The sequence below is a fragment of the Streptomyces sp. NBC_00775 genome, assembly GCF_036347135.1.
Lineage (GTDB): Bacteria > Actinomycetota > Actinomycetes > Streptomycetales > Streptomycetaceae > Streptomyces > Streptomyces lutosisoli.
The window spans coordinates 1701177-1725593 of the sequence record NZ_CP108938.1 but is presented as its reverse complement, the minus strand read 5'-3'; the positions used below and the strand labels follow the sequence as shown (position 1 = coordinate 1725593).

Here is a 24417-nt window from a genome sequence, read left to right as displayed (position 1 = left end):
GGTGAGTTTGTCTATTTCCCAGCCTTTCGCGAGAAAAGGAACCGTCGTGCCAGGTCTCCTCCGCGGGGTCGCCCGCACAGCCGTAGTGGCCGGTACGGCGACAGCCGTATCGGGCCGTGTGTCACGCCGCCAGCAAGGGCGATGGGCTCAGCAGGAAGCTCAAGAGGCCGCGCCGCCGCCCCCCGCCCCGGCGGCCCCCGCCCCGCCGCCCCCCGCCCAGCAGGCCGACGACATGAGCAGCAAGATCGAGCAGCTGAAGCAACTCGGGGAGCTCAAGGAGCAGGGTGTCCTCACCGAGGCCGAATTCGAGGAGCAGAAGCGCAAGATCCTCGGCTGAGCGATCAGCCCTCATCCTGCGGACCGTCTCCCGTCAGCCCACCCGGTGGCCGTTCTCCAGCTCCGCCGTCCCCGAGCTCTCCGCGAGGACGTCGAGCCCGGCAAGGACGCGCCGGCCCAGGGCGCCCGGCAGATATTCGGCGAGTTCCTCGCGCGGCACCAGCCTCCAGGACAGCAGCTCCTCCTCCTGGAGGCGGATCGACTTGAGGTCGTCCTCGGGGAGGATCCCGCCGTCGTAGAGGTAGGCGACCACCGGCGGCCGCGCCGCGCCGTGCACCCAGTCGACCGCGAGGAGCCGTCCGAGTTCGACGTCGAGGCCGATCTCCTCGGCCGTCTCGCGGCGGGCGCCCTGGCGCGGGGTCTCCCCGTCGTCCGACTCGACGGTGCCGCCCGGAAGGGCCCAGCCCTCACGGTAGTTCGGCTCGACGAGCAGCACACGCCCTTCGGCGTCGCGGAAGAGGGCGGCGGCCCCGGCGAGGACGCGGGGCAGGCCGGCGATGTACGTGGCGAAGTCCGGAGTGGTCATCCACGAAGCGTAACGAGGGCGGTCATCCACCGTGGGTGACGAGGCCGCGCAGCCGTTCCTCGGACTCGCTGCCCGGCTCGGCGAAGTGGCAGATCAGGCTGAGGCGGGGTGCCTCCTCCAACGCCAGCCGTACGTAGGACACTTCGAGGTCGCCGGCCTCCGGGTGCCGGTAGCGGCGTACCGAGGAACGGAACTCCACGACGTCGTGGGTCTCCCAGACCTCCGCGAAGCAGGGGCTGGTTTCGAGGAGTTCGGCGACCAGTTCGGAGAAACGCGGGTTGTCGAGTTCGTACGCCGCCTGCTGGCGCAGCAGCCCGGCCATCCAGCGGGCTTCCCGCTCCCACTCCGGCATCAGAGCGCGGATCTCCGGTACGCGGAACAGCATCCAGGCGCTGTTGAGTTCGTGGCGCGGGCGGTCCAGCAGGGCCGTGCCGAGGATGCTCTCCTGCGCGGGGTTCCACGCGAGGATGTCGAAGCAGCGGTCGATGACGAACGCGGGGTTGGGCATGAGCTTGGCCAGGAAGGTGCGGACGGCGTCCGGGACCTCCAGTGAGCGCTCGGCGGGCTCGGGTGCCGGAAGGCCCGCCAGCCGGAAGAGATGGGACCGCTCCACCGCGTCGAGCTGGAGGACGCGGGCCAGGGCCAGCAGGATCTGCGGGGAGACATTGATGTCACGGCCCTGTTCGAGCCAGGTGTACCAGGTCAGGCTCACACCGGAGAGCAGGGACACCTCCTCGCGGCGCAGCCCGGGGGTACGGCGACGGCCACCCTGCGGCAGCCCGGTTCCCGTGGGGTCGGCGCGCTCCCGGCGGGAGCGCAGGAACGCCGCGAGGGCCTTGCGGCCGTGATCGTGCGGTGCGCCCGCGAGTGCCTTGCGGTGGTGGTCGCCGGTGCCTGGTCCTGATCCTGGTGTCGCTGCCACCAGTAAATTCTGCACTCTTCAACGGGGCCGCGGCCTGGCGGAGGGTGGGCGGGAAAGTGAACCCCCTGGTGAAAGGCGGCCCTTGTGGCTGAGCTGACCCCTCCCCGAATCGTTCTGATCACCGGCGCCACCGGTGGTGTGGGCGGTGCTCTCGCGCGCAGGCTGAGCGCCGACGGCTGGATCGTGTACGCGGCCCATCGCAAGCCCGCGGATGCCGGACCCCTGCGCGACGCCGGGCTGACCCCCGTCCTCCTCGACGTGACCGACGAGGAGTCCGTCGCCGCCGCCGCGGACGTCGTCGGCCCCCGTCTCGACGGTCTGGTGAACAGCGCGGGCATCATGGGGCAGGGCCCTGTCGAGCTGGTGCCGGCCGAGGCCTGGCGCCGCCAGTTCGAGATCAACGTGATCGGTCAGGCGGCGGTGATCCGCGCCTTCCTGCCCGCCCTGCGCGCGGCCGGCGGCCGGATTGTGAACCTCGGTGCCGTGTCCGCCCGTGTCGCACCGCCCTTCTTCGGGCCGATCGCCGCCTCCAAGGCCGCCCTCGCGGCGCTCACCCAGGCCCTGCGGATGGAACTGCGCCACCAGGGCGTCAAGGTCTCCCTGGTCGAGCCCGGCGCCATGGACACCGCCATCTTCGGCACGGCGGACAAGGCGAGCGCCGACATGGGCTGGGCGGGCTCACCCCAGACCCAGCACCGCTACGCGGGCGCCCTGGACGCCGTACAGGCCGCTGCGGCCCGCCAGCCCCTGGGACCGGTCGCCCCGGCCGTCAACGCCGTCGTACGCGCCCTGACCGCGCGCCGCCCCGGCACCCTCTACACCACAGGACGCGACGGACGGGCCCTCGCCCTGCTCCGCTTCCTCCCGGACGGCCTGCGCGACCGCCTGATGCTGCGAGCGATGGGGGTGACGGCCGAGGTGTTCAGGACGAGCAGGGCCGCGACAGTCGGCTAGACCTCGGCCCCCACCAGCGCGACCGTACGCGATGCCAGCTCGCTGATCCGCACCCCGTCGAAGCCGAACACCGCACTGCGGACGGTGTCCTCCAGCGGGTCCTTCCACTGGGAGGGGACCGCCTCGGCCCCGCACAGGACGCCCGCGACGGAGCCCGCGGTCGCCCCGTTCGAGTCGGTGTCCAGGCCGCCGCGGACGGTCAGCGTGATGGTGCGGGTGAAGTCGCCGTCGCCGTACAGAAGCCCGGCGGTGAGGACGGCGGCGTTCGGGATGGTGTGGATCCAGCCGAGCCCGGCCGTCTCCTCGGCCACGGTGCTGAGTGTGTCCTCCCAGGTCATCCGGGTCTCGTGAAGTGTGAGCACCCGGCGCACGGTGCGGGCGAGGCGGCAGCTCGCCGGGATCACCGTGAGTGCGGTGTCCAGCGCGTGCCGCACGGTCGGCGCGGTGAACGCCGCCGAGATCAGCGCCGCCGCCCACATCGCGCCGTACACGCCGTTGCCGGTGTGCGAGAGGACGGCGTCCCGGCGCGCGAGGGAGGCCGCGCGGCGCGGCAGCCTCGGGCAGGTCCAGCCGTAGACGTCGGCGCGGATGAGCGCGCCGATCCACTCCTGGTAGGGGTTCTCGTACGTCGCTGTCAGTGGCGGTTTCAGCCCGTTGGCGAGGTTGCGGTACGCGGCCCGCTCCGCCGTGAACGTCTGGAGATACGGCAGCCGCAGCAGCCACAGGTCACCGACCTGCTCCGTGCTGAAGGAGAAGCCGTGGGTCTCCAGGAGGTCGAGCCCGAGAATGGCGTAGTCGACGTCGTCGTCCCGGCAGCTGCCGTGGATGCGGCCGCGCACGCAACTCCGCCACTCGGGCCGCAGCTGGAACTCTTCGCCGCTGCCGCCACTCGCGGGCTCGGGGAGGTAGTCGGTGAGCGGCAGGGCCGCGGCCTGCCGCAGATAACGGTCGATCCGATCCCGCGTCCAGTGGTCGCCCTGCTCGACCGGTTTGCCGAGCATGTTGCCCGCGATCCGGCCCAGCCAGCCCCCGAGGATGCGGTCGGCGAGCTCAGTGCCCACAGGGGTCATAGCTCCGGTTTACCCAATTCCGGGCGGGCACGCGCGGTAATCCGGTAGCCGGGCGATTCCGGGAGCCACGTGATTCCGCGGGCTGGGCGGTGCATGACGGCGGGGGCTTCCTCCGGTTAAGGTCGCAGCGGCGCGACTGCCTTGACTTGAGCAAGGCCCGGAAAGCAAGGGGAATGCAAGGTGGCGGACGCTGCTGTGAATCGGACTCCGCGTGTGCTCATCGCCGCGGACAAGTTCAAGGGATCGCTGACGGCCGTGCAGGTCGCCGAGCGCGTGACGGCCGGACTGCGCCGGGTCGCGCCGCGCGTCGAGGTCGAGGCTCTGCCCGTGGCCGACGGCGGCGACGGCACCGTCGACGCGGCGGTCGCGGCCGGTTTCGAGCGGCGTGAGGTGCGGGTCGCCGGGCCGCTGGGCGACGAGGTCACGGCCGCGTACGCGCTGCGTGGTGACGCCGCGGTCGTGGAGATGGCCGAGGCGAGCGGGCTGCAGCGGCTGCCCGCCGGGGTCTTCGCACCGCTCACGTCGTCGACGTACGGCTCCGGGGAGCTGTTGCGGGCCGCGCTGGACGCCGGTGCGCGCACGATCGTGTTCGGCGTCGGTGGCAGTGCCACGACGGACGGCGGTGCGGGCATGCTGGCCGCGCTCGGCGCGCGCTTCCTGGACGCGGACGGTGAGCCGGTGGCTCCCGGCGGTGCCGCGCTGCGTGACGTCGTGACCGCGGACCTGTCCGGTCTGGACGCCCGGCTCTCCTCGATCGACTTCGTCCTCGCCAGCGACGTGGACAACCCTCTGACGGGCCCCAAGGGCGCCCCCGCCGTCTACGGCCCCCAGAAGGGCGCGAGCCCCGACGACGTGGCCACCCTGGACGCGGCGCTCGCCCACTTCGCCACCGTTCTGGAGAAGGCCATCGGGCCCAAGGCCGCCGAGTACGCGGCGGCGCCCGGGGCCGGGGCCGCGGGCGGTATCGGATACGGGGCCCTTGTGCTGGGCGCCCGCTTCCGGCCCGGTATCGAGGTCATGCTCGACGTCCTCGGCTTCGCGCCCGCGCTGGAACGCGCCGCGTTGGTGATCACCGGCGAGGGTTCCCTCGACGAGCAGACCCTTCATGGCAAGGCTCCCGCCGGTGTCGCCGCCGCCGCCCGCGCGGCCGACAAGGAGGTCGTCGCCGTCTGCGGCCGCCTCGCCCTCCGCCCTGAGGCTCTCGGCAAGGCCGGCATCCGTCGCGCCTACCCCCTGACCGACGTCGAGCCCGACGTCGCGAAGTGCATCGCCGACGCCGGCCCGATCCTGGAACGCGTTGCGGAAAACATCGCCCGGGACTTCTTGACCACGTAGCCGGGCTGACCGGGGCCTTTTTCGCCCCCGCCGCCCCTACCCGTCCCATCCCTGGGGGCTGCACCCCCAGACCCCCGCTAAAAGATTGCGCAGTTCCCCGCGCCCCTAAAAGGGGCGCGGGGAACTGCGCAATCTTTTGCACCAGTCCCCACCCACCCGCAGCCGACACACAACCCAACGGGGTCGAAAAACCCGAAGGGCCCCGAACCTCGTAGGTTCAGGGCCCTTCAGTCACATACAACGGCTCGGCTCCCGCTACGGCAGCTGCGCCGCCCGAGCCTCCCGCCGATTGTCCCGGAAGTTGTTCACCCTCCGAGCCGTGGCGAAGAGGGGAATGACCGCCCCCATGACGAGCTGCAGCGCGCAACCGGTCTGAAGGAGCAGCTGGCCGCTCGGCGCGTCGAAGGCCCAGGCCGCCAGCAGCCCCATGCTGAGCACGATCCAGGACAGCATCGCCACCGCGAGGCGCCCCCGCGGCTTCGGGTACTCGACCCGGCTCACCATCAGCCACGCGGTACCGATGATCGCCATGAGCGTGGCGACGAACGGCAGCTCCAGCAGCACGATGGAGACGACGGTCAGCGCACCGAACGGCGAGGGCATGCCCTGGAACGTGCCGTCCTTGACCGTGACGCAGGAGAACCGCGCCAGGCGGAGTACGACCGCCAGCAGGACCACGATGGCCCCCATCGCCGCCACCCGCTGGTGCGCGTCGTCGGCGACCATGCCGTAGACCAGGACGAAGTACGCCGGGGCGAGACCGAAGCTGATCAGGTCCGACAGGTTGTCCAGCTCGGCGCCCATGGGGGAGGAGCGCAGCTTGCGGGCGACCAGACCGTCGAAGAGGTCGAAGACCGCCGCGCAGAGCATGAGGATGACGGCCGTGGCCGCGCTGTGGCGGGCCATGCCCGTCGACTCGTCGTTGCCCGTCAGGTGCGGGATCAGGATGCCGGTGGTGGTGAAGTACACCGCCATGAAGCCGCACGTGGCGTTACCGAGCGTGAGGGTGTCCGCTATTGAGAGGCGGAGCGAGAGGGGCATCTCCTCCTCGTCGTCCACCTCGTCGGCCTCCGGCACCCAGCCGGCCTGAGTCTCGGGATCAATCACGGTCAATTCGAGTCACCCCAGCCACGGTCTTCTGACCGACCTCCACATCGACCTCGACACCCTCGGGGAGGTAGATGTCGACGCGCGAGCCGAAGCGGATCAGACCGATCCGGTCGCCCTGCTCGACCTTCGTACCCTGAGGGATATAAGGAACGATACGACGGGCGACGGCGCCGGCGATCTGGATCATCTCGATGTCACCGAGCTCGGTGTCGAAGTGCCAGACGACGCGTTCGTTGTTCTCGCTCTCCTTGTTGAACGCCGGAACGAACCCACCGGGGATGTGCTCGACCGACGTCACCGTGCCGGAGAGCGGCGCGCGGTTGACGTGGACGTTGAGCGGGCTCATGAAGACCGCGACGCGGGTGCGTCCGTCCTTCCACGGCATGATGCTCTGCACCACACCGTCGGCGGGCGAGATGACCCGGCCCTGGGCGATCTCGCGCTCGGGGTCGCGGAAGAACCACAGCATGCCCGCCGCCAGCGCGGTGGCGGGTACGGCCACGGCCTTGGCGGCGCCGGAGTGGCGCGCCTTGGCCAGGCTGAGTGCTGCGGTGGCAACGGTCGGGAGAAGCCACGGCGATGCTCCGCGCGCGAGGCGGACCCGGCCGCGTGGTGCAGAGGTTTGGCTGTGGGGCATGGATGACCTTCGTAGCGGATGATGCCGCGCTGTAACGGGGGACGGCGGCTTTCCCGGGATCGTACCGGTCGCGGGCCGCAACTGGGCAAGCCAGGAAGCCGAGTCGGCGGCCGAAGAGTGTTGACGGGGTGTGATCTTCTTCTCGAAGAAAACACCCCGAACCCGGACATCTAGCCCTGGAGTCGATACTCTTCGAGCAACCTGCGCCCGATGATCATTTTCTGGATTTCAGCGGTACCTTCACCGATCAGCAGCATCGGGGCCTCTCGGTAGAGGCGCTCGATCTCGTACTCCTTGGAGAAGCCGTAGCCGCCGTGGATCCGGAAAGCATCCTCCACGACTTCCTTGCAGTACTCGGAGGCGAGGTACTTCGCCATCCCTGCTTCGAGGTCGTTTCGTTCCCCAGAGTCCTTTTTGCGTGCCGCGTTCACCATCATGGCATGGGCGGCCTCGACCTTGGTAGCCATTTCGGCCAGCTTGAACTGGATGGCCTGGTGCTGGGCGATCGGCTTGCCGAAAGTGTGACGTTGCTGGGCATAGGAGACGCCGAGCTCAAATGCGCGCTGTGCGACGCCGCAGCCACGTGCCGCCACATTCACGCGGCCGACCTCGACTCCGTCCATCATTTGGTAAAACCCTCGGCCCGTGGTCCCGCCGAGCACACGATTGGCCGGAATGCGCAGTCCGTCCATGATGAGTTCGGTCGTGTCGACGCCCTTGTAACCCATCTTGTCGATCTTCCCGGGGATGGTGAGGCCGGGGCGGACCTCTCCGAAGCCGGGCTCCTTCTCGACCAGGAAGGTCGTCATCGACTTGTGGGGCGCCGTACCCTCGGGGTGTCCTTCGTCACTCCGGACGAGAACGGCCACCAGGGTCGACGTGCCGCCGTTCGTCAGCCACATCTTCTGACCGTTCAGGACGTACTCGTCGCCGTCCTTGACCGCCTTCGACGTGATCGCCGACACATCCGAGCCAAGACCCGGCTCCGACATCGAGAAAGCGCCGCGCACCTCGCCGAGCGCCATACGCGGCAGGAAGTAGTCCTTCTGCTCCTGCGTGCCGTGCTGCTTGAGCATGTACGCCACGATGAAGTGCGTGTTGATGATGCCGGAGACCGACATCCAGCCGCGGGCGATCTCCTCCACGCACAGCGCGTAGGTGAGGAGCGACTCGCCCAGACCCCCGTACTCCTCGGGGATCATCAGGCCGAAGAGGCCCAATTCCTTCAGCCCGTCGACGATCTGCTGCGGGTACTCGTCACGGTGCTCCAGCTCGGTGGCGACCGGGATGATCTCCTTGTCCACGAAGTCGCGGACGGTGGAGAGGATCTCCTGCTGGATGTCGGTCAGACCTGCGGTCTGGGCGAGTCGCGCCATGGCTACTTCTCCGTCTTCTTTTCCGCAGGTGCGGTCAGCTCAGGGCGGCCGGGCTGCTCGCCGCCGCGCTCCTTGATGTACGTCTCGGTGGGGACCATCACCTTGCGGCGGAACACGCAGACCAGCGTGCCGTCCTGCTTGTAGCCCTTGGTCTCGACGTAGACGATGCCGCGGTCGTTCTTCGACTTCGACGGCGTCTTGTCGAGAACCGTGGTCTCGCCGTAGATCGTGTCGCCGTGGAAGGTCGGCGCCACATGCCGCAGCGACTCGATCTCCAGGTTGGCGATCGCCTTGCCCGACACGTCCGGCACGGACATGCCCAGCAGCAGCGAGTAGATGTAGTTCCCGACTACGACGTTCTTGCCGAAGTCCGTCGTGTTCTCCGCATAGTTGGTGTCCATGTGGAGCGGGTGGTGGTTCATGGTCAGGAGACAGAAGAGGTGGTCGTCGTACTCCGTGACCGTCTTCCCGGGCCAGTGCTTGTAGACCGCCCCGACCTCGAACTCCTCGTAGGTGCGTCCGAACTGCATGGTGCTCAGGCCTCCGGGGCTTCGAACTTGCTGGTGCGCTGCATGCCGGCGGCCCGGCCCTTGCCCGAGATGACGAGCGCCATCTTGCGGCTGGCCTCGTCGATCATCTCGTCGCCGAGCATCGCGGAGCCCTTCTTGCCGCCCGCCTCGGACGTGCAGTAGTCGTACGCGTCCAGGATCAGCTCGGCGTGGTCGAAGTCCTCCTGGGAGGGCGAGAAGATCTCGTTGGCCGCGGCGACCTGGTCCGGGTGCAGCACCCACTTGCCGTCGAAACCGAGGGCGGCGGCGCGCTGCGCGACCGCGCGGTAGCCCTCCTGGTTGCGGATCTGGAGGTAGGGGCCGTCGATCGCCTGGAGGTTGTTGGCGCGGGCGGCCATCAGGATCTTCATCAGGATGTAGTGGTAGGCGTCCGCCGGGTAACCGGGCGGCTGCTCGCCCACGACCAGCGACTTCATGTTGATCGACGCCATGAAGTCGGCCGGGCCGAAGATGATCGTCTCGACACGCTGGGAAGCCGTGGCGATCTCGTTGACGTTGTTCAGGCCCTGCGCGTTCTCGATCTGCGCCTCGATGCCGATCTTGCCGACCTCGAAGCCCATCGTCTTCTCGATCTGGGTCAGCAGCAGGTCGAGGGCCACGACCTGCTGGGCGTCCTGGACCTTCGGCAGCATGATGCAGTCGAGGTTCTGGCCCGCGCCCTCGACCACGGTCACGACATCGCGGTACGTCCACTCGGTCGTCCAGTCGTTGACGCGCACGACCCGCGTCTTGCCGGTCCAGTCGCCCTCGTTGAGGAACTTGACGATCGTGTGCCGCGCCTCGGGCTTGGCGAGCGGGGCGCACGCGTCCTCCAGGTCGAGGAAGACCTGGTCCGCGGGGAGGCCCTGGGCCTTCTCCAGGAAGCGGGGGTTGCTTCCCGGCACCGCGAGACAGGAGCGTCGCGGGCGAAGCCGGTTCACGGGGGCGGGCGTGGTCATGCGGGGACCTCCAGGGGGTCGAGCTTGTTCGCTTTCCGGATCTCGTCGACGATACGGCCGATGATTCCGGTGATGTCGAAGTCCTTCGGGGTGAAGACCGCGGCCACTCCCGCGGCCCGCAGCTGTTCGGCGTCGGCGTTCGGGATGATCCCGCCCGCGATCACCGGAATGTCGGCGGCGCCGGCCTCGCGCAGCCTGTCCAGCACGTCCGGCACCAACTGGGCGTGCGAGCCGGACAGGATGGACAGGCCGACACCGTGCACGTCCTCGGCGACGGCCGCGGCCACGATCTCCTCGGGCGTCAGCCGGATGCCCTGGTAGACCACCTCGAACCCGGCGTCGCGGGCCCGCACAGCGATCTGCTCGGCGCCGTTGGAGTGCCCGTCCAGGCCCGGCTTGCCCACCAGGAAGCGGAGCTTGCCGACGCCGAGGTCCTTCGCGGTCCGCGCCACCTTGCCGCGGACCAGCGCGAGCGCGGTGCCCTCCTCGGCGGTGACGGCGACGGGCGCGGACGAGACGCCGGTGGGGGCGCGGAACTCGCCGAACACCTCGCGCAGCGCCCCGGACCACTCGCCGGTCGTGACGCCGGCGCGGGCGCACTCCAGGGTGGCCTCCATGAGGTTGTCGGTGCCCTTGGCGGCCTCCTTCAGCCGCTCCAGCGCCTTGCACGGGCGCGGGTGGTTGAAGGGCGGCTGGTAGCGGGTGTCGCGCCAGTGCTGGAGGGCCGAGATCACACGGGCCTCGACCGCCGGGTCGACCGTCTGGATCGCCGCGTCCAGGTCGGCCGTGAGCGGGTTCGGCTCGGTCGACTCGAAGATGTTGACGCCGACGATCTTCTCCTGCCCGGACTCGATACGGGCGCGGCGCTCGGCGTGCGAGGAGACGAGCTGCGACTTCAGGTAGCCCGACTCGACGGCGGCCATCGCGCCGCCCATCTCCTGGATGCGGTCGATCTCGGCCAGCGACTCCTCCACCAGGGACGCGACCTTGGCCTCGATGACGTGCGAGCCCTCGAAGATGTCCGCGTACTCCAGCAGATCGCTCTCGTACGCGAGCACCTGCTGCATGCGCAGCGACCACTGCTGGTCCCAGGGCCGGGGCAGGCCCAGCGCCTCGTTCCAGGCGGGAAGTTGCACGGCACGCGCGCGTGCGTCCTTCGAGAGGGTCACGGCCAGCATCTCGAGGACGATCCGCTGGATGTTGTTCTCCGGCTGCGCCTCGGTCAGACCGAGGGAGTTGACCTGGACGCCGTACCGGAAGCGTCGCTGCTTGGGGTCCTCGATGCCGTACCGCTCGCGCGTGATCTTGTCCCAGATCCGCCCGAACGCCCGCATCTTGCACATCTCCTCGATGAAGCGGACGCCCGCGTTCACGAAGAAGGAGATACGGGCGACGACTTCACCCTTGCGGTCCTCGGCGATCTGCCCGGACGCGAACACCGCGTCCAGGACGGCGATCGCGGTGGACATCGCGTACGCGACCTCCTGGACCGGGGTGGCTCCCGCCTCCTGCAGGTGGTAGCTGCAGATGTTGATCGGGTTCCACTTGGGGATGTGGTTCACCGTGTACGTGATCATGTCCGTCGTCAGACGGAGCGAGGGACCCGGCGGGAAGACATGCGTCCCCCGCGACAGGTACTCCTTCACGATGTCGTTCTGCGTCGTCCCCTGGAGCTTGGTGATGTCCGCACCCTGCTCCTCGGCGACGACCTGATAGAGCGCCAGCAGCCACATGGCGGTGGCGTTGATCGTCATCGAGGTGTTCATCTGCTCCAGGGGGATGTCCTGGAACAGGCGGCGCATGTCACCGAGGTGCGACACCGGCACGCCGACCCGGCCGACCTCGCCGCGGGCGAGGATGTGGTCGGGGTCGTAGCCGGTCTGCGTCGGCAGGTCGAACGCGACCGACAGGCCGGTCTGACCCTTGGCGAGGTTGCGCCGGTACAACTCGTTGGACGCCTCTGCGGTGGAGTGACCGGCGTACGTGCGCATGAGCCACGGCCGGTCCTTCTGGCGCTCAGTCATCTACGGGACCTCAGACGTTCCGGAAGCGGTTGATGGCGTCGATGTGCTGGGCGCGCTTCTCCTCGTCGCGCACGCCCAGGCCCTCGCGGGGCGCCAGCGCGAGGACGCCGACCTTGCCCTGGTGGAGGTTGCGGTGCACGTCGTACGCGGCCTGCCCGGTCTCCTCCAGGGAGTACACCTTGGAGAGCGTCGGGTGGATCTTGCCCTTGGCGACCAGCCGGTTGGCCTCCCAGGCCTCACGGTAGTTGGCGAAGTGCGAGCCCACGATCTTCTTCAGGGACATCCACAGGTAGCGGTTGTCGTACTCGTGGTTGTAGCCCGAGGTCGAGGCGCAGGTGACGATGGTGCCGCCCTTGCGGGTGACGTACACGGAGGCGCCGAAGGTCTCGCGGCCCGGGTGCTCGAAGACGATGTCCACGTCCTCGCCGCCGGTCAGCTCACGGATGCGCTTGCCGAAGCGCTTCCACTCCTTCGGGTCCTGGGTGTGCTCGTCCTTCCAGAACTTGTAGCCCTCGGCGTTGCGGTCGATGATCGCCTCGGCGCCCATCGCCCGGCAGATGTCCGCCTTCTGCTCGCTGGAGACGACACAGATCGGGTTGGCGCCACCGGCCAGCGCGAACTGCGTGGCGTACGAGCCGAGTCCACCGCTCGCGCCCCAGATGAGGACGTTGTCGCCCTGCTTCATGCCGGCGCCGTTGCGGGAGACCAGCTGCCGGTACGCGGTGGAGTTGACCAGACCCGGAGCGGCGGCTTCCTCCCAGCTCAGGTGGTCCGGCTTCGGCATCAGCTGGTTGGACTTGACGAGGGCTATCTCGGCGAGACCGCCGAAGTTCGTCTCGAAGCCCCAGATGCGCTGCTCGGGGTCGAGCATGGTGTCGTTGTGGCCGTCGGAGGACTCCAGCTCGACGGACAGACAGTGCGCGACGACCTCGTCACCGGGCTTCCAGGCGTTGACGCCCGGGCCGGTGCGCAGGACGACGCCCGCGAGGTCGGAGCCGATGATGTGGTACGGCAGGTCGTGGCGCTTGGTGAGCTCGCTGAGCCTGCCGTAGCGCTCCAGGAAGCCGAACGTCGCCATCGGCTCGAAGATCGAGGTCCAGACCGAGTTGTAGTTGACGGAGGAGGCCATCACGGCCACCAGGGCCTCGCCCGGGCCGAGCTCCGGCACCGGCACGTCGTCCAGGTGGATCGACTTGCGGGGGTCCTTGTCTCGGGTGGCGAGCCCGGCGAACATCTCCGTCTCGTCCTTGTGCACGGTGATCGCGCGGTACGACTCGGGGAGCGGAAGAGCGGCGAAGTCGGCAGACGTGGCCGTCTGCGACTGAATCGCGTCCAGGATTTCCTTCACGGTGTTGCCTCCGGCGATGAGCGTCCGAGGGAAGACGCTGAGGGTTACGTCGGTGCTGCTGCTGGGTGTGAGGGGTGTGCCGTCGGTTCGGCGGAGGTGGTGCTGTGGCAGCGCTTGGTTGGCGCAGGAGGTTGCCTGTGACGCAGGCGTCCGGGCGCGCAGACCAGTGGTTTGCGGGGACAGCCGGCGTACGAAAGGTCTCTGCACGCCGGCCGCCCGGACTCCTTCAACGTATGGCACGGCGTGTCACCTCGCAAGGCACGGAGTGCCAGAAGTTGCGCTCAGGTGAAATCTTTACGTAACACGTGAGCGATGATCGATCAGAGTGCGCGATGATCGATCGAATGCGGGGCGCAAAAAGGCCGGACGTGCTCAAAATGAGCCCGTCCGGCGATTGAGGAAAAGCGGCGGAGCCGCGGTTCTGTGAGAGAAGTCGCTACGACCGTTCCCTGAGCGCCTGCTCGATGGTGCGCATCACCTGATCCAGCGGGGCATCGACCCGGGCCACGGTCACCAGCACGTCCCCCTCCGTGAAGGAGGAGGCCGACGCCGACCGGGGCGGGGTCTCCCGTCCCGCACCGATCCCGGTCCCGAACGTCTTCTGCACGATCGCGAAGGCGTGGTCCAGCTGGGTCTCGACATCGCCCTGCCCCCCGGCCCGCAGCCAGCGGCGCAGCACGTGGTTGTGCGCCGTGACCACGGCCGACGCGGCGACCTCCGCGAGCAGCGGATCGTCGTTGGCGTCGTCGTCGTGCGCGTGCTCGTCGAAGTGGCCCAGGAGGTAGCGGGTGAAGAGCCGCTCGTAGCGGGCCACCGAGGCGATCTCGGCCTCCCGCAGGGTTGGCACCTCGCGCGTCAGTTTGTAGCGCGAGACGGAGATCTCGGGCCGGGCCGCGTACATCCTCATGACTTCCTTGATGCCACGGCACACCGTGTCGAGCGGGTGCTCGTGCGGCGGCGCCGCGTTGAGCACCGCCTCGGCCCGGATCAGGGTGTCGTCGTGGTCGGGGAAGATCGCCTCTTCCTTGGAGCGGAAGTGGCGGAAGAAGGTACGACGGGCAACCCCGGCCTGGGCCGCGATCTCGTCGACGGTGGTCGCCTCGTACCCCTTGGTCGCGAACAGCTCCATGGCCGCGGCCGCCAGCTCCCGGCGCATCTTGAGCCGTTGCGCGGCCGCGCGACTACCCGCGGCACTTTCCGGCGCGTCGGGCGTAGCTGGTGTACGTGAGGACTTGGCGGGCTGGGACATGACCCGAACGTACTGCATGTGTGCAGGAGAGCGCGCATGTCCGGGGATCCCCCCGCCCTCCACGGGCGGGGGGTTTCCGGTCGAGCCGAGCAGTCCGCCCCAGTCGGCGCTGTCTCGCAGCCGGTCGCCCGGACGCTCAGCGCCGGGCATATTCGCGGAAGCCGCGGCCCGTCTTGCGGCCGAGGCAGCCCGCGGCCACCAGGTGCTCCAGGAGCGGCGCCGGGGCCAGGCCCGGGTCGCGGAACTCGCGGTGCAGAACCTTCTCGATGGCCAGCGAGACGTCGAGCCCGACCACGTCCAGGAGCTCGAACGGGCCCATCGGGTACCCGCCGCCCAGCTTCATCGCCGCGTCGATGTCGTCCAGCGACGCGTAGTGCTCCTGCACCATCTTGATCGCGTTGTTCAGGTACGGGAACAGCAGCGCGTTCACGATGAAGCCGGCCCGGTCGCCGCAGTCCACCGGGTGCTTGCGGATCTTCGCGCAGACCTCGCGCACGGTGGCGTGCACGTCGTCCTCGGTCAGCACGGTCCGCACGACCTCGACGAGCTTCATCGCCGGCGCCGGGTTGAAGAAGTGCATGCCGATCACGTCCTGCGGGCGCGAGGTGGCGCGGGCGCAGGCGACGACGGGCAGCGAGGAGGTGGTGGTGGCCAGGATCGCGCCGGGCTTGCAGACCTTGTCGAACGTGGCGAACAGCTGCTGCTTGATCTCCAGGTCCTCGGCGACCGCCTCCAGCGCCAGATCGACGTCGGCGAAGGCGTCGTACGAGCCCGCCGGGGTGATCCGCTCCAGCGTCTGCGCCGCCGCCTCGGCCGTCATCCGGCCCTTGTCGACGGAGCGCGAAAGCGACTTGCCGATACGGGCCTTGGCGGCCTGCGCCTTCTCCTCGCTGCGGGCGGCGAGGACGACCTCGTAACCCGCCTTCGCGAAGACCTCGGCGATACCGGACGCCATCGTGCCGGAGCCCGCGACGCCGACCGAGCGGATCGTGCGGCCCTCGACGAGTGCGGCGCCCTCCAGCGGCGTCAGCGCGTCCCGCACGACGGCGGCGCTGCCGGGAGCCTCGTACGAGTAGAAGCCGCGCCCCGACTTCCGGCCGGTCAGGCCCGCCTCGCTGAGCTGCTTGAGGATGGGCGCGGGAGCGTGCAGCCGGTCGTGAGACTCGGCGTACATGGCCTCCAGGACCGTACGCGCGGTGTCGACGCCGATCAGGTCGAGCAGCGCCAGCGGGCCCATCGGCAGTCCGCAGCCGAGCTTCATGGCGGCGTCGATGTCCTCACGGGAGGCGTACTTCGCCTCGTACATCGCGGCGGCCTGGTTGAGGTAGCCGAACAACAGCCCGTCGGCGACGAATCCGGGGCGGTCGCCGACCGCGACGGGCTCCTTGCCGAGCTCCAGCGCCAGGTCCGTGACGGCGGCGACGGCCCTCGGCGCGGTCAGCACCGACGAGACGACCTCGACCAGCTTCATGGCCGGGGCCGGGTTGAAGAAGTGCAGGCCGAGCACGCGCTCGGGGTGGGCCGAGTCGGCGGCGAGGCGCGTCACGGACAGGGCGTTGGTGCCGGTCGCGAGGATCGTCTCGGGGCGCACGATGGTGTCGAGCGCCCGGAAGACCTGCTGCTTGATGTCGTACGACTCCGGGGTCACCTCGATGACCAGGTCGGCGTCGGCCGCGGCCTGCAGATCGGTGAACGTGCGGAAGCGGGCGAGGACGTCGGCGCGCTCCTGCTCGGTGCACCGCCCGCGCTGCACACCCCGGGCGGTGGAGGCTTCGAGCGCCGTGACGGCCTGGGCGGCCGCGGCCTCGCTGATGTCGATGCCGATCACTTCGCGGCCGGCCCGGGCGAGGACCTCGGCGATGCCGGTGCCCATCGTGCCGAGGCCGACGACGGCGACGGTCTTGAGCGGGGACAGAGGGGTGTCGGAAAGGGGAGTGGCCATCGCGGGACTCCAGAGAGAGGGTGACGACTGAGGAGCGCACCCGGGTACGCCAATGGGCGCACACAGTGCGGAGGATGCGGGTGTTGCCGGGCTGACGAGCGCACACGCCCGGTGCCGTCCGAGGGCGCCGCAGAACGGACGCCGCGTGGAACGGTGATGCCGACCGGCCCTGTCCCGGAGCCGTGTCGTACGCAGGTACCTGAAGTACCGAACCGACTGCTCTCGCGGCGACTGCGTCACCAGGCCACCGCAAGTAAGAGGCGAGTGGGTAACTCGCTCGTCTGAGCTTAACCCGCCAGTAACGAGCGCGCCAGCCCCTGAGTTTGTGATGTACGTCCCGGCGCCTCACAGGTTTCTCTAGGCTCGCCGCCATGGACGAAGCGTTGCGATCACTCACGGAGCGTGTACGGAGCGAGTCCGGGGGCTCGGCGGTCTACGAGCGGCTGGTGGCGGCCGAGGACCCCGACGAGCTCGCGGCCGCGCTGACGGAGCCCGGACAGCCGTTGTGGGCGCGGGAGTTGGTCGCCTTCCGGCTCGGGGTCGCCGGCGACCGGCGGGCCTTCGAGGCGCTCGTCCTGCTGCTCAACCACCGCGACCCGCAGCGCTGCGCGTCCGCCGCCTACGCCCTGGCCCGGCTCGGCGACCCCCGTACGGCCCGCGCGGCGGCCGCGCTCGCCACCAACGAGCTGCGCGTCGCCTACGCGCTCCACCCGGTACGGCTCCTGGTCGAGCTGCGCGCCCCCGAGGCCGTGCCCGCGCTGATCACCACCTTGGAGCGCAGGCTGCGCCCGTACGACCCGTACCGCAGGGTCGCGCTCGCGTGCGTCGAGGGACTGGGCGCCCTGGGGGACGCACGCGCGAGACCGGTCCTGAACGAGGCGCTGGCGCATCCGGCACTGGCGGAGGCGGCCGTGCGTGCGCTGGCGCGGCTGCCCAAGGAGTAGAAGCAGGGCGACGGCGCGGGTCAGTCGATGCCCACGCCGGTGAGCGCGCGCACGTACCGCACCTCGGGCACCGCGACCCCGTCCACCTCGAAGGGCTCTTCGGCGCCGTCGGGACCGAAACCGGCCCGCTCGTAGAAGCGGCGGGCCGGGGTGTTCTCCTTGAGCACCCACAGCAGCATCCGCCCGTGCCCGGCCGCCGCACACCGGGCGGCCGACTCGCGCAGCAGCGCGCGCCCCACGCCCTCTCCGACCCGGTCGGGACACACATAGATCGCGTACAACTCGACTTCCTCGGCGCGGACTTCGCCGTCCCGGTACGGCCCGTGGCAGGCCCAGCCGACCACCTCGCACTCCAGCTCTGCGACCAGGTTCACCACGTCGCCGTCGCCCTGCTCGAAGCGCGCGCGTCGCCGTGTCTCGTCCTCGTCCACGCTGAGCGCGTCGAGGTACGGCTGCGGTATCAGCCCCTTGTACGCGCTCTGCCAGCCGCGGACGCGGATCTCGGCCACGCGCCGGCAGTCGTCCAGGGTCATCTCACGGACGCGGAGCCCGCTCACTCGCCGACCACCGCGTACGCCTCGATCTCCATGAGGAACTCCGGGCGGACCAGCGCGGCGACCTGGACCGCCGACGCGGCCGGGAGGCGGTCGGCGGGTATGTGCGCGTCCCGGGCGGCGCGGACGGCCGGCATGTGGGCCATGTCCGTGACGAAGAAGGTGAGTTTGACGACGTCGTCGAACGTGGCCCCCGCGGCGGCTAGACACCGGCGCAGGTTCTCGAAGACCTGGCGGGCCTGCGCGTCCGGGTCGCCCTCGCCGACGAGCTTGCCGTCCTCGTCCAGGGCGAGCTGGCCCGAGACCGCGACGAAGCGGCCCGTGCCCATGACGACGTGCGTGTACGCGGTCGCAGGGGCGACCCCGTCGGGGGCGGAAATGCGCGTCAGCTCACTCATGCGTCCATGGTGGACCATGGGTCTGACAACGCCCCCGACGGGCAGCCGCTCAGGGAGGGTTCAGCCCCGGAAGCCGAGCAGTCCGTGCAGCGCCGAGCCGCGCGAGGAGGTGGATGCCGCCTTGGTGCTCAGCGGCTCCGGGTCGGGCAGTGTCTTGCACACCGCGTCGATCTCGCCACCGCTGTGCGGCACCTTGCCGTCGGTCAGATACGTCGCCAGGTACTTGTCCAGGCAGGTGTTCCCGCTCAGCGTGATGCCGTGGTTCCCGCCGCCCTGTTCGACCACCAGGCTGGAGCCGCGCAGCCGCTGGTGGACGGTGACACCGCCTTCGTACGGGGTGGCCGCGTCGTTCGTGGCCTGGAACAGCAGTGTCGGCGGCAGGGCGTCGTTGGAGATGTCCACCGGCTGGAGCGAGTCCGTCGGCCAGAAGGCGCACGGCGCGTTGTACCAGGCGTTGTTCCAGGTCATCAGCGGCGCCTTGTCGTACACCGCCCAGTTGTCCGCGCGCCACTGGTTCCAGTCGCGCGACCAGGAGGTGTCACGGCACTGCACCGCGGTGTAGACGCTGTAGCCGTTGTCGCCCGAGGCGTCGACGGCACCGAAGTTGTCGTACGCCTCGACGAGCGGGTCCGTGTTCTTGTCGTTCACATAGGCCGCGAACGCCTCGGCGAGGTAGGGCCAGTAGCCGTTGTAGTAGCCGCCGGGGATGTAGGTGTCCTCCAGTTCGGAGGCGCCCACCTTCTTCTGTGCGGGCTTCTTGGCGAGCGCCGAGCGCATCGCGTACCACTTGGCCTCGACCTTGGCCGGGTCGGTGCCGAGCTTGTACGTCGCGTTGTGCTTGGCGACCCAGGCCAGGAAGGCCAGGTGGCGGTCGTTGAAGGCGTAGTCCTGACCGATGTTGTCGTTGTACCAGACGCCGCCCGGGTCGACGATGGAGTCCAGGACCAGGCGGCGTACGCGGTTCGGGTAGAGCCTCGCGTACACGGCGCCGAGGTAGGTGCCGTACGAGTACCCGAAGTAGTTGATCTTCTCGGCGCCGAGCGAGCTGCGGATCGAGTCCATGTCCTGGACCGCGCTCACCGTGTCGATGTAGGGCAGCAGGCTCGCGTACTTCTTGCCGCACGCCTCGGCGAAGGCCTTGGCGCGGTCGAGGTTGGCCTTCTCCATGGCCGGGGTGCTGGGCACGGTGTCGGGGCGTACTGCGTTGAAGTGCCCGGGCTCGCAGTCCAGGGCGGGCTTGCTCGCGCCCACGCCACGGGGGTCGAAGCCGATGACGTCGTACTGCGCGGCCACCTTCTTCGGCAGCGTGGACGCCACGAAGCCGGCCAGCTTGAGCCCGCTCCCGCCGGGACCGCCGGGGTTCACGAGCAGCGGCCCCTGGTACGTCTTCGCGGTGTGCGGAACGCGCGAGAGAGCCAGTGTGATCTGCGGGCCGCCGGGGTGCGAGTGGTCCAGCGGCACCTTCAGCGAGGCGCACTGAAGCGTCGGATAGGCGCTGGTGCCGCACTTCTTCCAGGTGGGCTTCGCGGTCTGGGTGGTGCGCGGTGCGGTCGCGGAGCCGGCGCTCGCGTCGGCGGGGATCGACGTGATCATCCCGGCCACCACGGCGGCAGCTCCGCACAGAGCAGCTGCGCGTTTCTTCACAAGGCCTCCCAGGACGGAGGATTCTGAGCCGTGCACGCCACGGCCTTCGCCGCATCGTCCCGGAGAGGGGGTCCGGAAGAACCCGTTCTGGCAAGACTTGACCCGATTGCGTCGCGGGATGCGCTCGGATGCCGTCAGAAGTGTTTCGGATGCCGTCGGAAGCGTTCATGGACGTCGTCTGACGTGTTCGCGGACGTCGGCCGAGCGGTTTCGAAGGAGTCGTCAGAGCAGCGTGAGCTGGGTCGGCTCCTGGGGCGCGGGCGGCTCGGCGGGGGCAGTGATCCTGCGGGGCATCCCCGCGCGCGTGGGGCCGATGCCGTACTCCTGGGCCAGTTCGTGGACCTGACGGGTGATCCGGCGCTGGTACCACTTCGGGGCATAGGCGCCCTCGGCGTACAGCCGCTCGTAACGGCGTACGAGGTACGGGTGGTGGTGCTCCAGCCAGGCCATGAACCACTCGCGGGCGCCGGGCCGAAGGTGCAGCACCAGTGGCGTCACCGAGGTGGCGCCGGAGGCGGCGATGGCGCGCACGGTGGCGCGCAGCTGGGCCGGATGGTCGCCCAGGAAGGGGATCACGGGGGCCATCAGGACGCCGCAGCCGATGCCGTGGTCGGTCAGGGTGCGCACGACGTCCAGGCGGCGCTCCGGGGCCGGTGTGCCCGGCTCGACGGTGCGCCACAGCTCGGGGTCGGTGAAGCCCACGGAGACGGAGATGCCGACATCGGTGACGTCGGAGGCCTGCTTCAGGAGGTCGAGGTCGCGCAGGATCAGCGTGCCCTTCGTCAGGATCGAGAACGGGTTCGCGCGGTCGCGCAGGGCCGCGATGATCCCGGGCATCAGCCGGTAGCGGCCCTCCGCCCGCTGGTAGCAGTCGACGTTGGTGCCCATCGCGATGTGCTCGCCGTGCCAGCGGCGCGAGGCGAGCTGGCGGCGCAACAGGTCCGGCGCGTTGACCTTCACCACGATCTGCGAGTCGAAGTCGAGTCCCGTGTCGAGGTCCAGATAGCTGTGCGTCTTGCGTGCGAAGCAGTAGACGCACGCGTGCGTGCACCCCCGATAGGGGTTGACCGTCCACTCGAAGGGCATCCGGGAAGCCCCCGGCACCCGGTTCACGATCGACCGCGCCCGGATCTCGTGGAAGGTGATCCCGCGGAACTCCGGAGTGTCGAAGGTGCGGGTGGTCACCGCGTCCGCGCCGAACAGCGCGGCGTCCATAGCGGGGTCCCCGGCGGGGCCCACTGTGAGGTTCTCCCAGCGCATGACGCCTCCTCGATAGCACTGGCCACAGAATAGAACACATGTTCCCTTGATCGTGCGACCTCGTTCTTCGTGCCCCGCCGGGGACCCCCGATTTGGGTGGCTCGACCGCCTGGTGGTTGGCTGGCCGCACACCCCCGAGGAACCAATTGCTGGAGGAAGTGCCATGGCGCAGGTCGAGGCCACGACGGAGCGGGTCATCGCGGCGGACGCGGAGGCGGTGTTCGACGCCCTGGCCGACTACAGCGGCACGCGAGCGAAGCTGCTGCCCGAGCACTTCAGTGAGTACGAGGTGCGTGAGGGCGGCGACGGCGAGGGCACCCTCGTCCACTGGAAGCTCCAGGCCACCAGCAAGCGCGTCCGTGACTGCCTGCTCGAAGTCACCGAGCCGACCGACGGCGAGCTCGTCGAGAAGGACCGCAACTCCTCGATGGTCACCACCTGGCGGGTCACCCCGGCCGGCGAGGGCAAGTCGCGTGTCGTGATCAGCACCGTCTGGAACGGCGCGGGTGGCATCGGCGGCTTCTTCGAGAAGACCTTCGCGCCCAAGGGCCTCGGCCGGATCTACGACGCGCTGCTCGACAAGCTCGCCACCGAGGTGGAGAAGTAGCCCAAGAGGCGACTTCGCGAGGGCGCACCGTCCAAGAGGCAACTCTCCAGGGCGTGTTGCGCCCTCACCGTTTCGAGTGGATCTCCCTGTCGCGCGACGGTACGCCGTAACTCGTCGCGCTTACTCGCAGTTGTCGCGATAAGCGGGAATTGTGCAGTGGGCGCGACGAGGGGAGCGGTACGTGGGCGGGATCACTCTGGTGAAGGATCAACCGGCTGCCGCGCCCCCGCGGAAATCCACTGCGGCGCCGGCCGGGCCTGTCCAACTCGGACCGCGCCAGGTGCGGTTGGTCTTCTTCGGACTCATGCTCGCCCTGCTGCTCGCCGCCCTGGACCAGATGATCGTGGCCACCGCGCTCCCGAAGATCGTCGGGGAGCTGCACGGCCTGGACAAGATGTCCTGGGCGATCACCGCCTATCTGCTCACCTCCACTGTCGGACTCCCCGTCTACGGCAAGTTCGGTGACCTCTTCGGCCGCAAGGGCGTCTTCCAGTTCGCGATCGCCGTCTTCGTTGTCGGCTCGGCGCTCGCCGGATGGTCGCGCACCATGGACGAGTTGATCGCCTTCCGCGCGATCCAGGGCGTCGGTGCGGGCGGCCTCATGATCGGCGTGCAGGCGATCATCGCGGACATCGTGCCCCCGCGTGAACGTGGCCGCTTCATGGGCCTGATCGGCGCCGCGTTCGGCCTCGCCTCGGTTGCCGGCCCTCTACTGGGCGGCTACTTCACGGACCACCTCTCCTGGAGGTGGTGTTTCTACATCAACGTGCCCTTCGGCCTGGTGACGCTGGCCGTCGTCACCGTCGTACTGAGGCTGCCGAAGCCCACCGCCAGGGGACGCGTCGACCTGCTCGGGGTAGTGCTCCTCGCCGCCGCTTCAACGTGCTTGGTGCTGCTGACCAGTTGGGGCGGCACCGAGTACGCGTGGGGCTCACGGGTCATCCTGGGGCTCGGGGCGGGCGCGCTCGCCGCGACGGTCCTCTTCTTCGTCGCCGAGCGCTTCGCGGCCGAACCCCTCATCCCGCTGCGGCTGTTCAGGGACGGGGTCTTCAACGTCACCGCGCTGGTGGGCCTGGTCATCGGCGTGGCCCTCTTCGGAGCCGCCAGCTACCTGCCCACGTTCCTTCAGATGGTCGACGGGGCCAGCGCCACCGAGTCCGGGCTCCTGATGCTCCCCATGATGGGCGGCATCGTCGGCACCTCGGTCGTCTCCGGGCAACTCATCAGCCGCACCGGCCGCTACAAGCTCTACCCGGTCCTCGGCAGTGCCCTCTCCGCCGTCGGCATGTGGCTGCTGTCGCGCCTCGAAGCCGACACCCCACGCCTGCACTACAGCATCTGGATGGCCGTGCTGGGCGCGGGCATCGGCATGGTGATGCCGGTCCTGGTCCTCGCCGTGCAGAACTCCGTACGCCCGGCCGACCTCGGTACCGCGACCAGCGCCAACAACTACTTCCGGCAGATCGGAGGCAGCGTCGGAGCCGCCGTCTTCGGCACGCTCTTCGCGGGCCGGCTCGCCGACGCGCTCGCCGATCGCCTCCCCGCGCGCGGGGGCACCGGAATTCCGGACTCCAAGTCCATCACCCCCCAGCTCGTCCACGCGATGCCCGCCGCCCTGCGTGACGACTACATCGGTGCCTACGCGGACGCCATGCCGCGGATCTTCCTCTACCTGGTGCCGGTACTCGTCCTCGGCCTGCTCATCGCCTTCTTCCTCAAGGAGAAACCGCTGGTGTCCCACAACGCTCCCACCGCGGACCCGGAGTCCGCGCGGGTGAACGCCCAGATCCCGCAGGCCCGTTCGGCGTACGCCGCCGGGATTCCCGTCTGCGGCACGGTGCAGCACCCCGACGGCACCGTCGTGCCACGCGCCGCGCTCACCCTCATCGACGTCGCGGGACAGCAGATCGGCCGGGGCGCCAGCGGCGAGGACGGGCGGTACGCGCTGTCCACGCCCGGCTCGGGGTCGTACGTCCTGATCGCCGCGGCGGGCGGCCACCAGCCGCAGGCCGTCTCGGTGACCGTCGGCGAACGTCCCGTGGAACTGGACGTCGTGCTCGGCGGCGCCGGACGCCTCGCCGGAAGCGTGCTCACCGCGGACGGCACCCCGGTGCGCGAGGCCACCGTCACGCTCACCAATGTGCACGGCGAGGTGGTGGCCACCACCCGCAGCGGGCGCGAAGGCGGCTATGTCATCACGGAGCTGGTGGCGGGCGAGTACACCCTCGCCGCCAGCGCGCCCGCGTTCCGCCCGGCCGCGCTGCCCGTCACCGTCCAGGCCGCCCGCGAGACCCGCCAGGACGTCGAACTCGCCGGTGGCGCCGTGCTGCGCGGCACCGTACGGGCGGGCGGCGGACGGCCCGTCGAGGACGCGCGCGTGACGCTCCTGGACGCCGCGGGCAATGTGGTGGACACGCTCACCACGGGCGCTGAGGGAACGTTCCGGTTCGTCGACCTGTCCTCCGGTGAGTACACCGTCATCGCGGCCGGCTATCCGCCGGTGGCCACCGTGCTCCAGGTTGCCGGGGGCGGCAGGACGGAACGGGACTTGCAACTGGGGCATGAAGACTAGGGAAGACCAGGGAGAGAGGACGGGAGGAGACCACTGGGGATGGGGGCGTGACCGAGCGGGCGGATGGGGCGTGAGGCGGCCCGCCGTGCGCCGGAGCCGCCT

General features: G+C 69.7%; 22 protein-coding genes. 6 read left to right on the top strand and 16 right to left on the bottom strand.

The window, feature by feature from the left end; translation table 11 throughout:
* Positions 1 to 46: 46 nt before the first annotated feature.
* Positions 47 to 337 carry an SHOCT domain-containing protein gene (locus OIC96_RS07830; protein ID WP_330308583.1) on the top strand — a complete coding sequence of 97 codons (291 nt, stop codon included), beginning with the start codon at positions 47 to 49 and terminating at the stop codon, positions 335 to 337.
* 33 nt (positions 338 to 370) lie between these two features.
* Here the strand turns inward: OIC96_RS07830 and OIC96_RS07825 are convergent, their stop codons facing one another.
* Together OIC96_RS07825 and OIC96_RS07820 are read right to left on the bottom strand one after the other, a co-directional pair.
* A complete protein-coding gene (locus OIC96_RS07825) occupies positions 371 to 862 on the bottom strand; it encodes an NUDIX hydrolase (RefSeq protein WP_330308584.1) in 492 nt (163 codons plus the stop codon).
* 22 nt (positions 863 to 884) lie between these two features.
* Positions 885 to 1784: a helix-turn-helix transcriptional regulator gene (locus OIC96_RS07820; protein WP_330308585.1), complete on the bottom strand. Its 900-nt coding sequence runs from the start codon at positions 1782 to 1784 to the stop codon at positions 885 to 887.
* Between the two features lie 84 nt (positions 1785 to 1868).
* Here OIC96_RS07820 and OIC96_RS07815 point away from each other — a divergent pair, with 84 nt between their 5' ends.
* Entirely contained in the window at positions 1869 to 2738 is an 870-nt protein-coding gene (locus OIC96_RS07815; protein ID WP_330308586.1) for an SDR family NAD(P)-dependent oxidoreductase, read from the top strand.
* On the opposite strand, the gene OIC96_RS07810 is transcribed toward OIC96_RS07815, so the two are convergent.
* Entirely contained in the window at positions 2735 to 3808 is a 1074-nt protein-coding gene (locus OIC96_RS07810) for an ADP-ribosylglycohydrolase family protein (protein WP_330308587.1), read from the bottom strand. The genes OIC96_RS07815 and OIC96_RS07810 overlap by 4 nt on opposite strands.
* 180 nt (positions 3809 to 3988) lie before the next feature.
* Between OIC96_RS07810 and OIC96_RS07805 the strand changes: the two genes are divergently transcribed.
* Positions 3989 to 5143 (top strand): glycerate kinase, encoded by a 1155-nt coding sequence (locus OIC96_RS07805; protein ID WP_330308588.1) that lies wholly within the window; start codon positions 3989 to 3991, stop codon positions 5141 to 5143.
* 255 nt (positions 5144 to 5398) lie between these two features.
* Here the strand turns inward: OIC96_RS07805 and pssA are convergent, their stop codons facing one another.
* The 9 genes from pssA to OIC96_RS07760 all read right to left on the bottom strand — a co-directional run bounded on the left by pssA (position 5399) and on the right by OIC96_RS07760 (position 16336).
* Positions 5399 to 6220: a CDP-diacylglycerol--serine O-phosphatidyltransferase gene (pssA, locus tag OIC96_RS07800; RefSeq protein WP_330310353.1), complete on the bottom strand. Its 822-nt coding sequence runs from the start codon at positions 6218 to 6220 to the stop codon at positions 5399 to 5401.
* A gap of 22 nt (positions 6221 to 6242) precedes the next feature.
* Positions 6243 to 6890, bottom strand: a complete 648-nt coding sequence (locus OIC96_RS07795; RefSeq protein WP_330308589.1) for a phosphatidylserine decarboxylase — start codon at positions 6888 to 6890, stop codon at positions 6243 to 6245.
* A gap of 170 nt (positions 6891 to 7060) precedes the next feature.
* Complete coding sequence (locus tag OIC96_RS07790; protein WP_330308590.1) at positions 7061 to 8266, bottom strand: acyl-CoA dehydrogenase family protein; 1206 nt, start codon at positions 8264 to 8266, stop codon at positions 7061 to 7063.
* A 2-nt stretch (positions 8267 to 8268) separates the two neighbouring features.
* The gene (locus tag OIC96_RS07785) at positions 8269 to 8796 is read right to left on the bottom strand and encodes a MaoC family dehydratase (RefSeq protein WP_330308591.1); all 528 of its coding nucleotides are present in this window, start codon (positions 8794 to 8796) and stop codon (positions 8269 to 8271) included.
* Positions 8797 to 8801: 5 nt separating this feature from the next.
* Positions 8802 to 9773 (bottom strand): HpcH/HpaI aldolase/citrate lyase family protein, encoded by a 972-nt coding sequence (locus tag OIC96_RS07780; RefSeq protein WP_330308592.1) that lies wholly within the window; start codon positions 9771 to 9773, stop codon positions 8802 to 8804.
* Positions 9770 to 11797, bottom strand: a complete 2028-nt coding sequence (locus OIC96_RS07775; protein WP_330308593.1) for a protein meaA — start codon at positions 11795 to 11797, stop codon at positions 9770 to 9772. Before OIC96_RS07775 ends, OIC96_RS07780 begins: the two co-directional genes overlap by 4 nt.
* A 10-nt stretch (positions 11798 to 11807) precedes the next feature.
* Positions 11808 to 13145: a crotonyl-CoA carboxylase/reductase gene (gene ccrA, locus OIC96_RS07770; RefSeq protein WP_327433255.1), complete on the bottom strand. Its 1338-nt coding sequence runs from the start codon at positions 13143 to 13145 to the stop codon at positions 11808 to 11810.
* Positions 13146 to 13581: 436 nt separating this feature from the next.
* Complete coding sequence (locus tag OIC96_RS07765; protein ID WP_330308594.1) at positions 13582 to 14394, bottom strand: TetR family transcriptional regulator; 813 nt, start codon at positions 14392 to 14394, stop codon at positions 13582 to 13584.
* 136 nt (positions 14395 to 14530) lie between these two features.
* Positions 14531 to 16336, bottom strand: coding sequence for a 3-hydroxyacyl-CoA dehydrogenase family protein (locus tag OIC96_RS07760; protein WP_330308595.1), 1806 nt, complete (start codon positions 16334 to 16336; stop codon positions 14531 to 14533).
* A gap of 371 nt (positions 16337 to 16707) precedes the next feature.
* On the opposite strand from OIC96_RS07760, the gene OIC96_RS07755 reads away from it, so the two are divergent.
* Complete coding sequence (locus tag OIC96_RS07755; RefSeq protein WP_330308596.1) at positions 16708 to 17280, top strand: adenylosuccinate lyase; 573 nt, start codon at positions 16708 to 16710, stop codon at positions 17278 to 17280.
* 20 nt (positions 17281 to 17300) lie between these two features.
* On the opposite strand, the gene OIC96_RS07750 is transcribed toward OIC96_RS07755, so the two are convergent.
* The 4 genes from OIC96_RS07750 to OIC96_RS07735 all read right to left on the bottom strand — a co-directional run bounded on the left by OIC96_RS07750 (position 17301) and on the right by OIC96_RS07735 (position 21136).
* A complete protein-coding gene (locus OIC96_RS07750; protein WP_330310354.1) occupies positions 17301 to 17813 on the bottom strand; it encodes a GNAT family N-acetyltransferase in 513 nt (170 codons plus the stop codon).
* 20 nt (positions 17814 to 17833) lie between these two features.
* The gene (locus OIC96_RS07745; RefSeq protein WP_330308597.1) at positions 17834 to 18232 is read right to left on the bottom strand and encodes a RidA family protein; all 399 of its coding nucleotides are present in this window, start codon (positions 18230 to 18232) and stop codon (positions 17834 to 17836) included.
* Between the two features lie 60 nt (positions 18233 to 18292).
* On the bottom strand, positions 18293 to 19876 hold the full coding sequence (locus OIC96_RS07740; protein WP_330308598.1) for an alpha/beta hydrolase: 1584 nt from the start codon (positions 19874 to 19876) through the stop codon (positions 18293 to 18295).
* Positions 19877 to 20098: 222 nt separating this feature from the next.
* Positions 20099 to 21136 carry an Rv2578c family radical SAM protein gene (locus OIC96_RS07735; protein WP_330308599.1) on the bottom strand — a complete coding sequence of 346 codons (1038 nt, stop codon included), beginning with the start codon at positions 21134 to 21136 and terminating at the stop codon, positions 20099 to 20101.
* Positions 21137 to 21299: 163 nt separating this feature from the next.
* On the opposite strand from OIC96_RS07735, the gene OIC96_RS07730 reads away from it, so the two are divergent.
* Together OIC96_RS07730 and OIC96_RS07725 are read left to right on the top strand one after the other, a co-directional pair.
* Complete coding sequence (locus OIC96_RS07730; RefSeq protein ID WP_330308600.1) at positions 21300 to 21743, top strand: SRPBCC family protein; 444 nt, start codon at positions 21300 to 21302, stop codon at positions 21741 to 21743.
* A 181-nt stretch (positions 21744 to 21924) separates the two neighbouring features.
* Complete coding sequence (locus OIC96_RS07725; protein ID WP_330308601.1) at positions 21925 to 24315, top strand: MFS transporter; 2391 nt, start codon at positions 21925 to 21927, stop codon at positions 24313 to 24315.
* Positions 24316 to 24417 lie beyond the last annotated feature (102 nt).

Coding starts and splice junctions, on each gene's coding strand:
- OIC96_RS07730 (WP_330308600.1), top strand. CDS start 21,300: ATGGCGCAGGTCGAGGCCACGACGGAGCGGGTCATCGCGGCGGACGCG.
- OIC96_RS07755 (WP_330308596.1), top strand. CDS start 16,708: ATGGACGAAGCGTTGCGATCACTCACGGAGCGTGTACGGAGCGAGTCC.
- OIC96_RS07760 (WP_330308595.1), bottom strand. CDS start 16,336: ATGGCCACTCCCCTTTCCGACACCCCTCTGTCCCCGCTCAAGACCGTC.
- OIC96_RS07785 (WP_330308591.1), bottom strand. CDS start 8,796: ATGCAGTTCGGACGCACCTACGAGGAGTTCGAGGTCGGGGCGGTCTAC.
- OIC96_RS07790 (WP_330308590.1), bottom strand. CDS start 8,266: ATGGCGCGACTCGCCCAGACCGCAGGTCTGACCGACATCCAGCAGGAG.
- OIC96_RS07795 (WP_330308589.1), bottom strand. CDS start 6,890: ATGCCCCACAGCCAAACCTCTGCACCACGCGGCCGGGTCCGCCTCGCG.
- OIC96_RS07780 (WP_330308592.1), bottom strand. CDS start 9,773: ATGACCACGCCCGCCCCCGTGAACCGGCTTCGCCCGCGACGCTCCTGT.
- OIC96_RS07765 (WP_330308594.1), bottom strand. CDS start 14,394: ATGTCCCAGCCCGCCAAGTCCTCACGTACACCAGCTACGCCCGACGCG.
- OIC96_RS07735 (WP_330308599.1), bottom strand. CDS start 21,136: ATGCGCTGGGAGAACCTCACAGTGGGCCCCGCCGGGGACCCCGCTATG.
- OIC96_RS07745 (WP_330308597.1), bottom strand. CDS start 18,232: ATGAGTGAGCTGACGCGCATTTCCGCCCCCGACGGGGTCGCCCCTGCG.
- OIC96_RS07775 (WP_330308593.1), bottom strand. CDS start 11,797: ATGACTGAGCGCCAGAAGGACCGGCCGTGGCTCATGCGCACGTACGCC.
- OIC96_RS07750 (WP_330310354.1), bottom strand. CDS start 17,813: ATGACCCTGGACGACTGCCGGCGCGTGGCCGAGATCCGCGTCCGCGGC.
- OIC96_RS07825 (WP_330308584.1), bottom strand. CDS start 862: ATGACCACTCCGGACTTCGCCACGTACATCGCCGGCCTGCCCCGCGTC.
- OIC96_RS07810 (WP_330308587.1), bottom strand. CDS start 3,808: ATGACCCCTGTGGGCACTGAGCTCGCCGACCGCATCCTCGGGGGCTGG.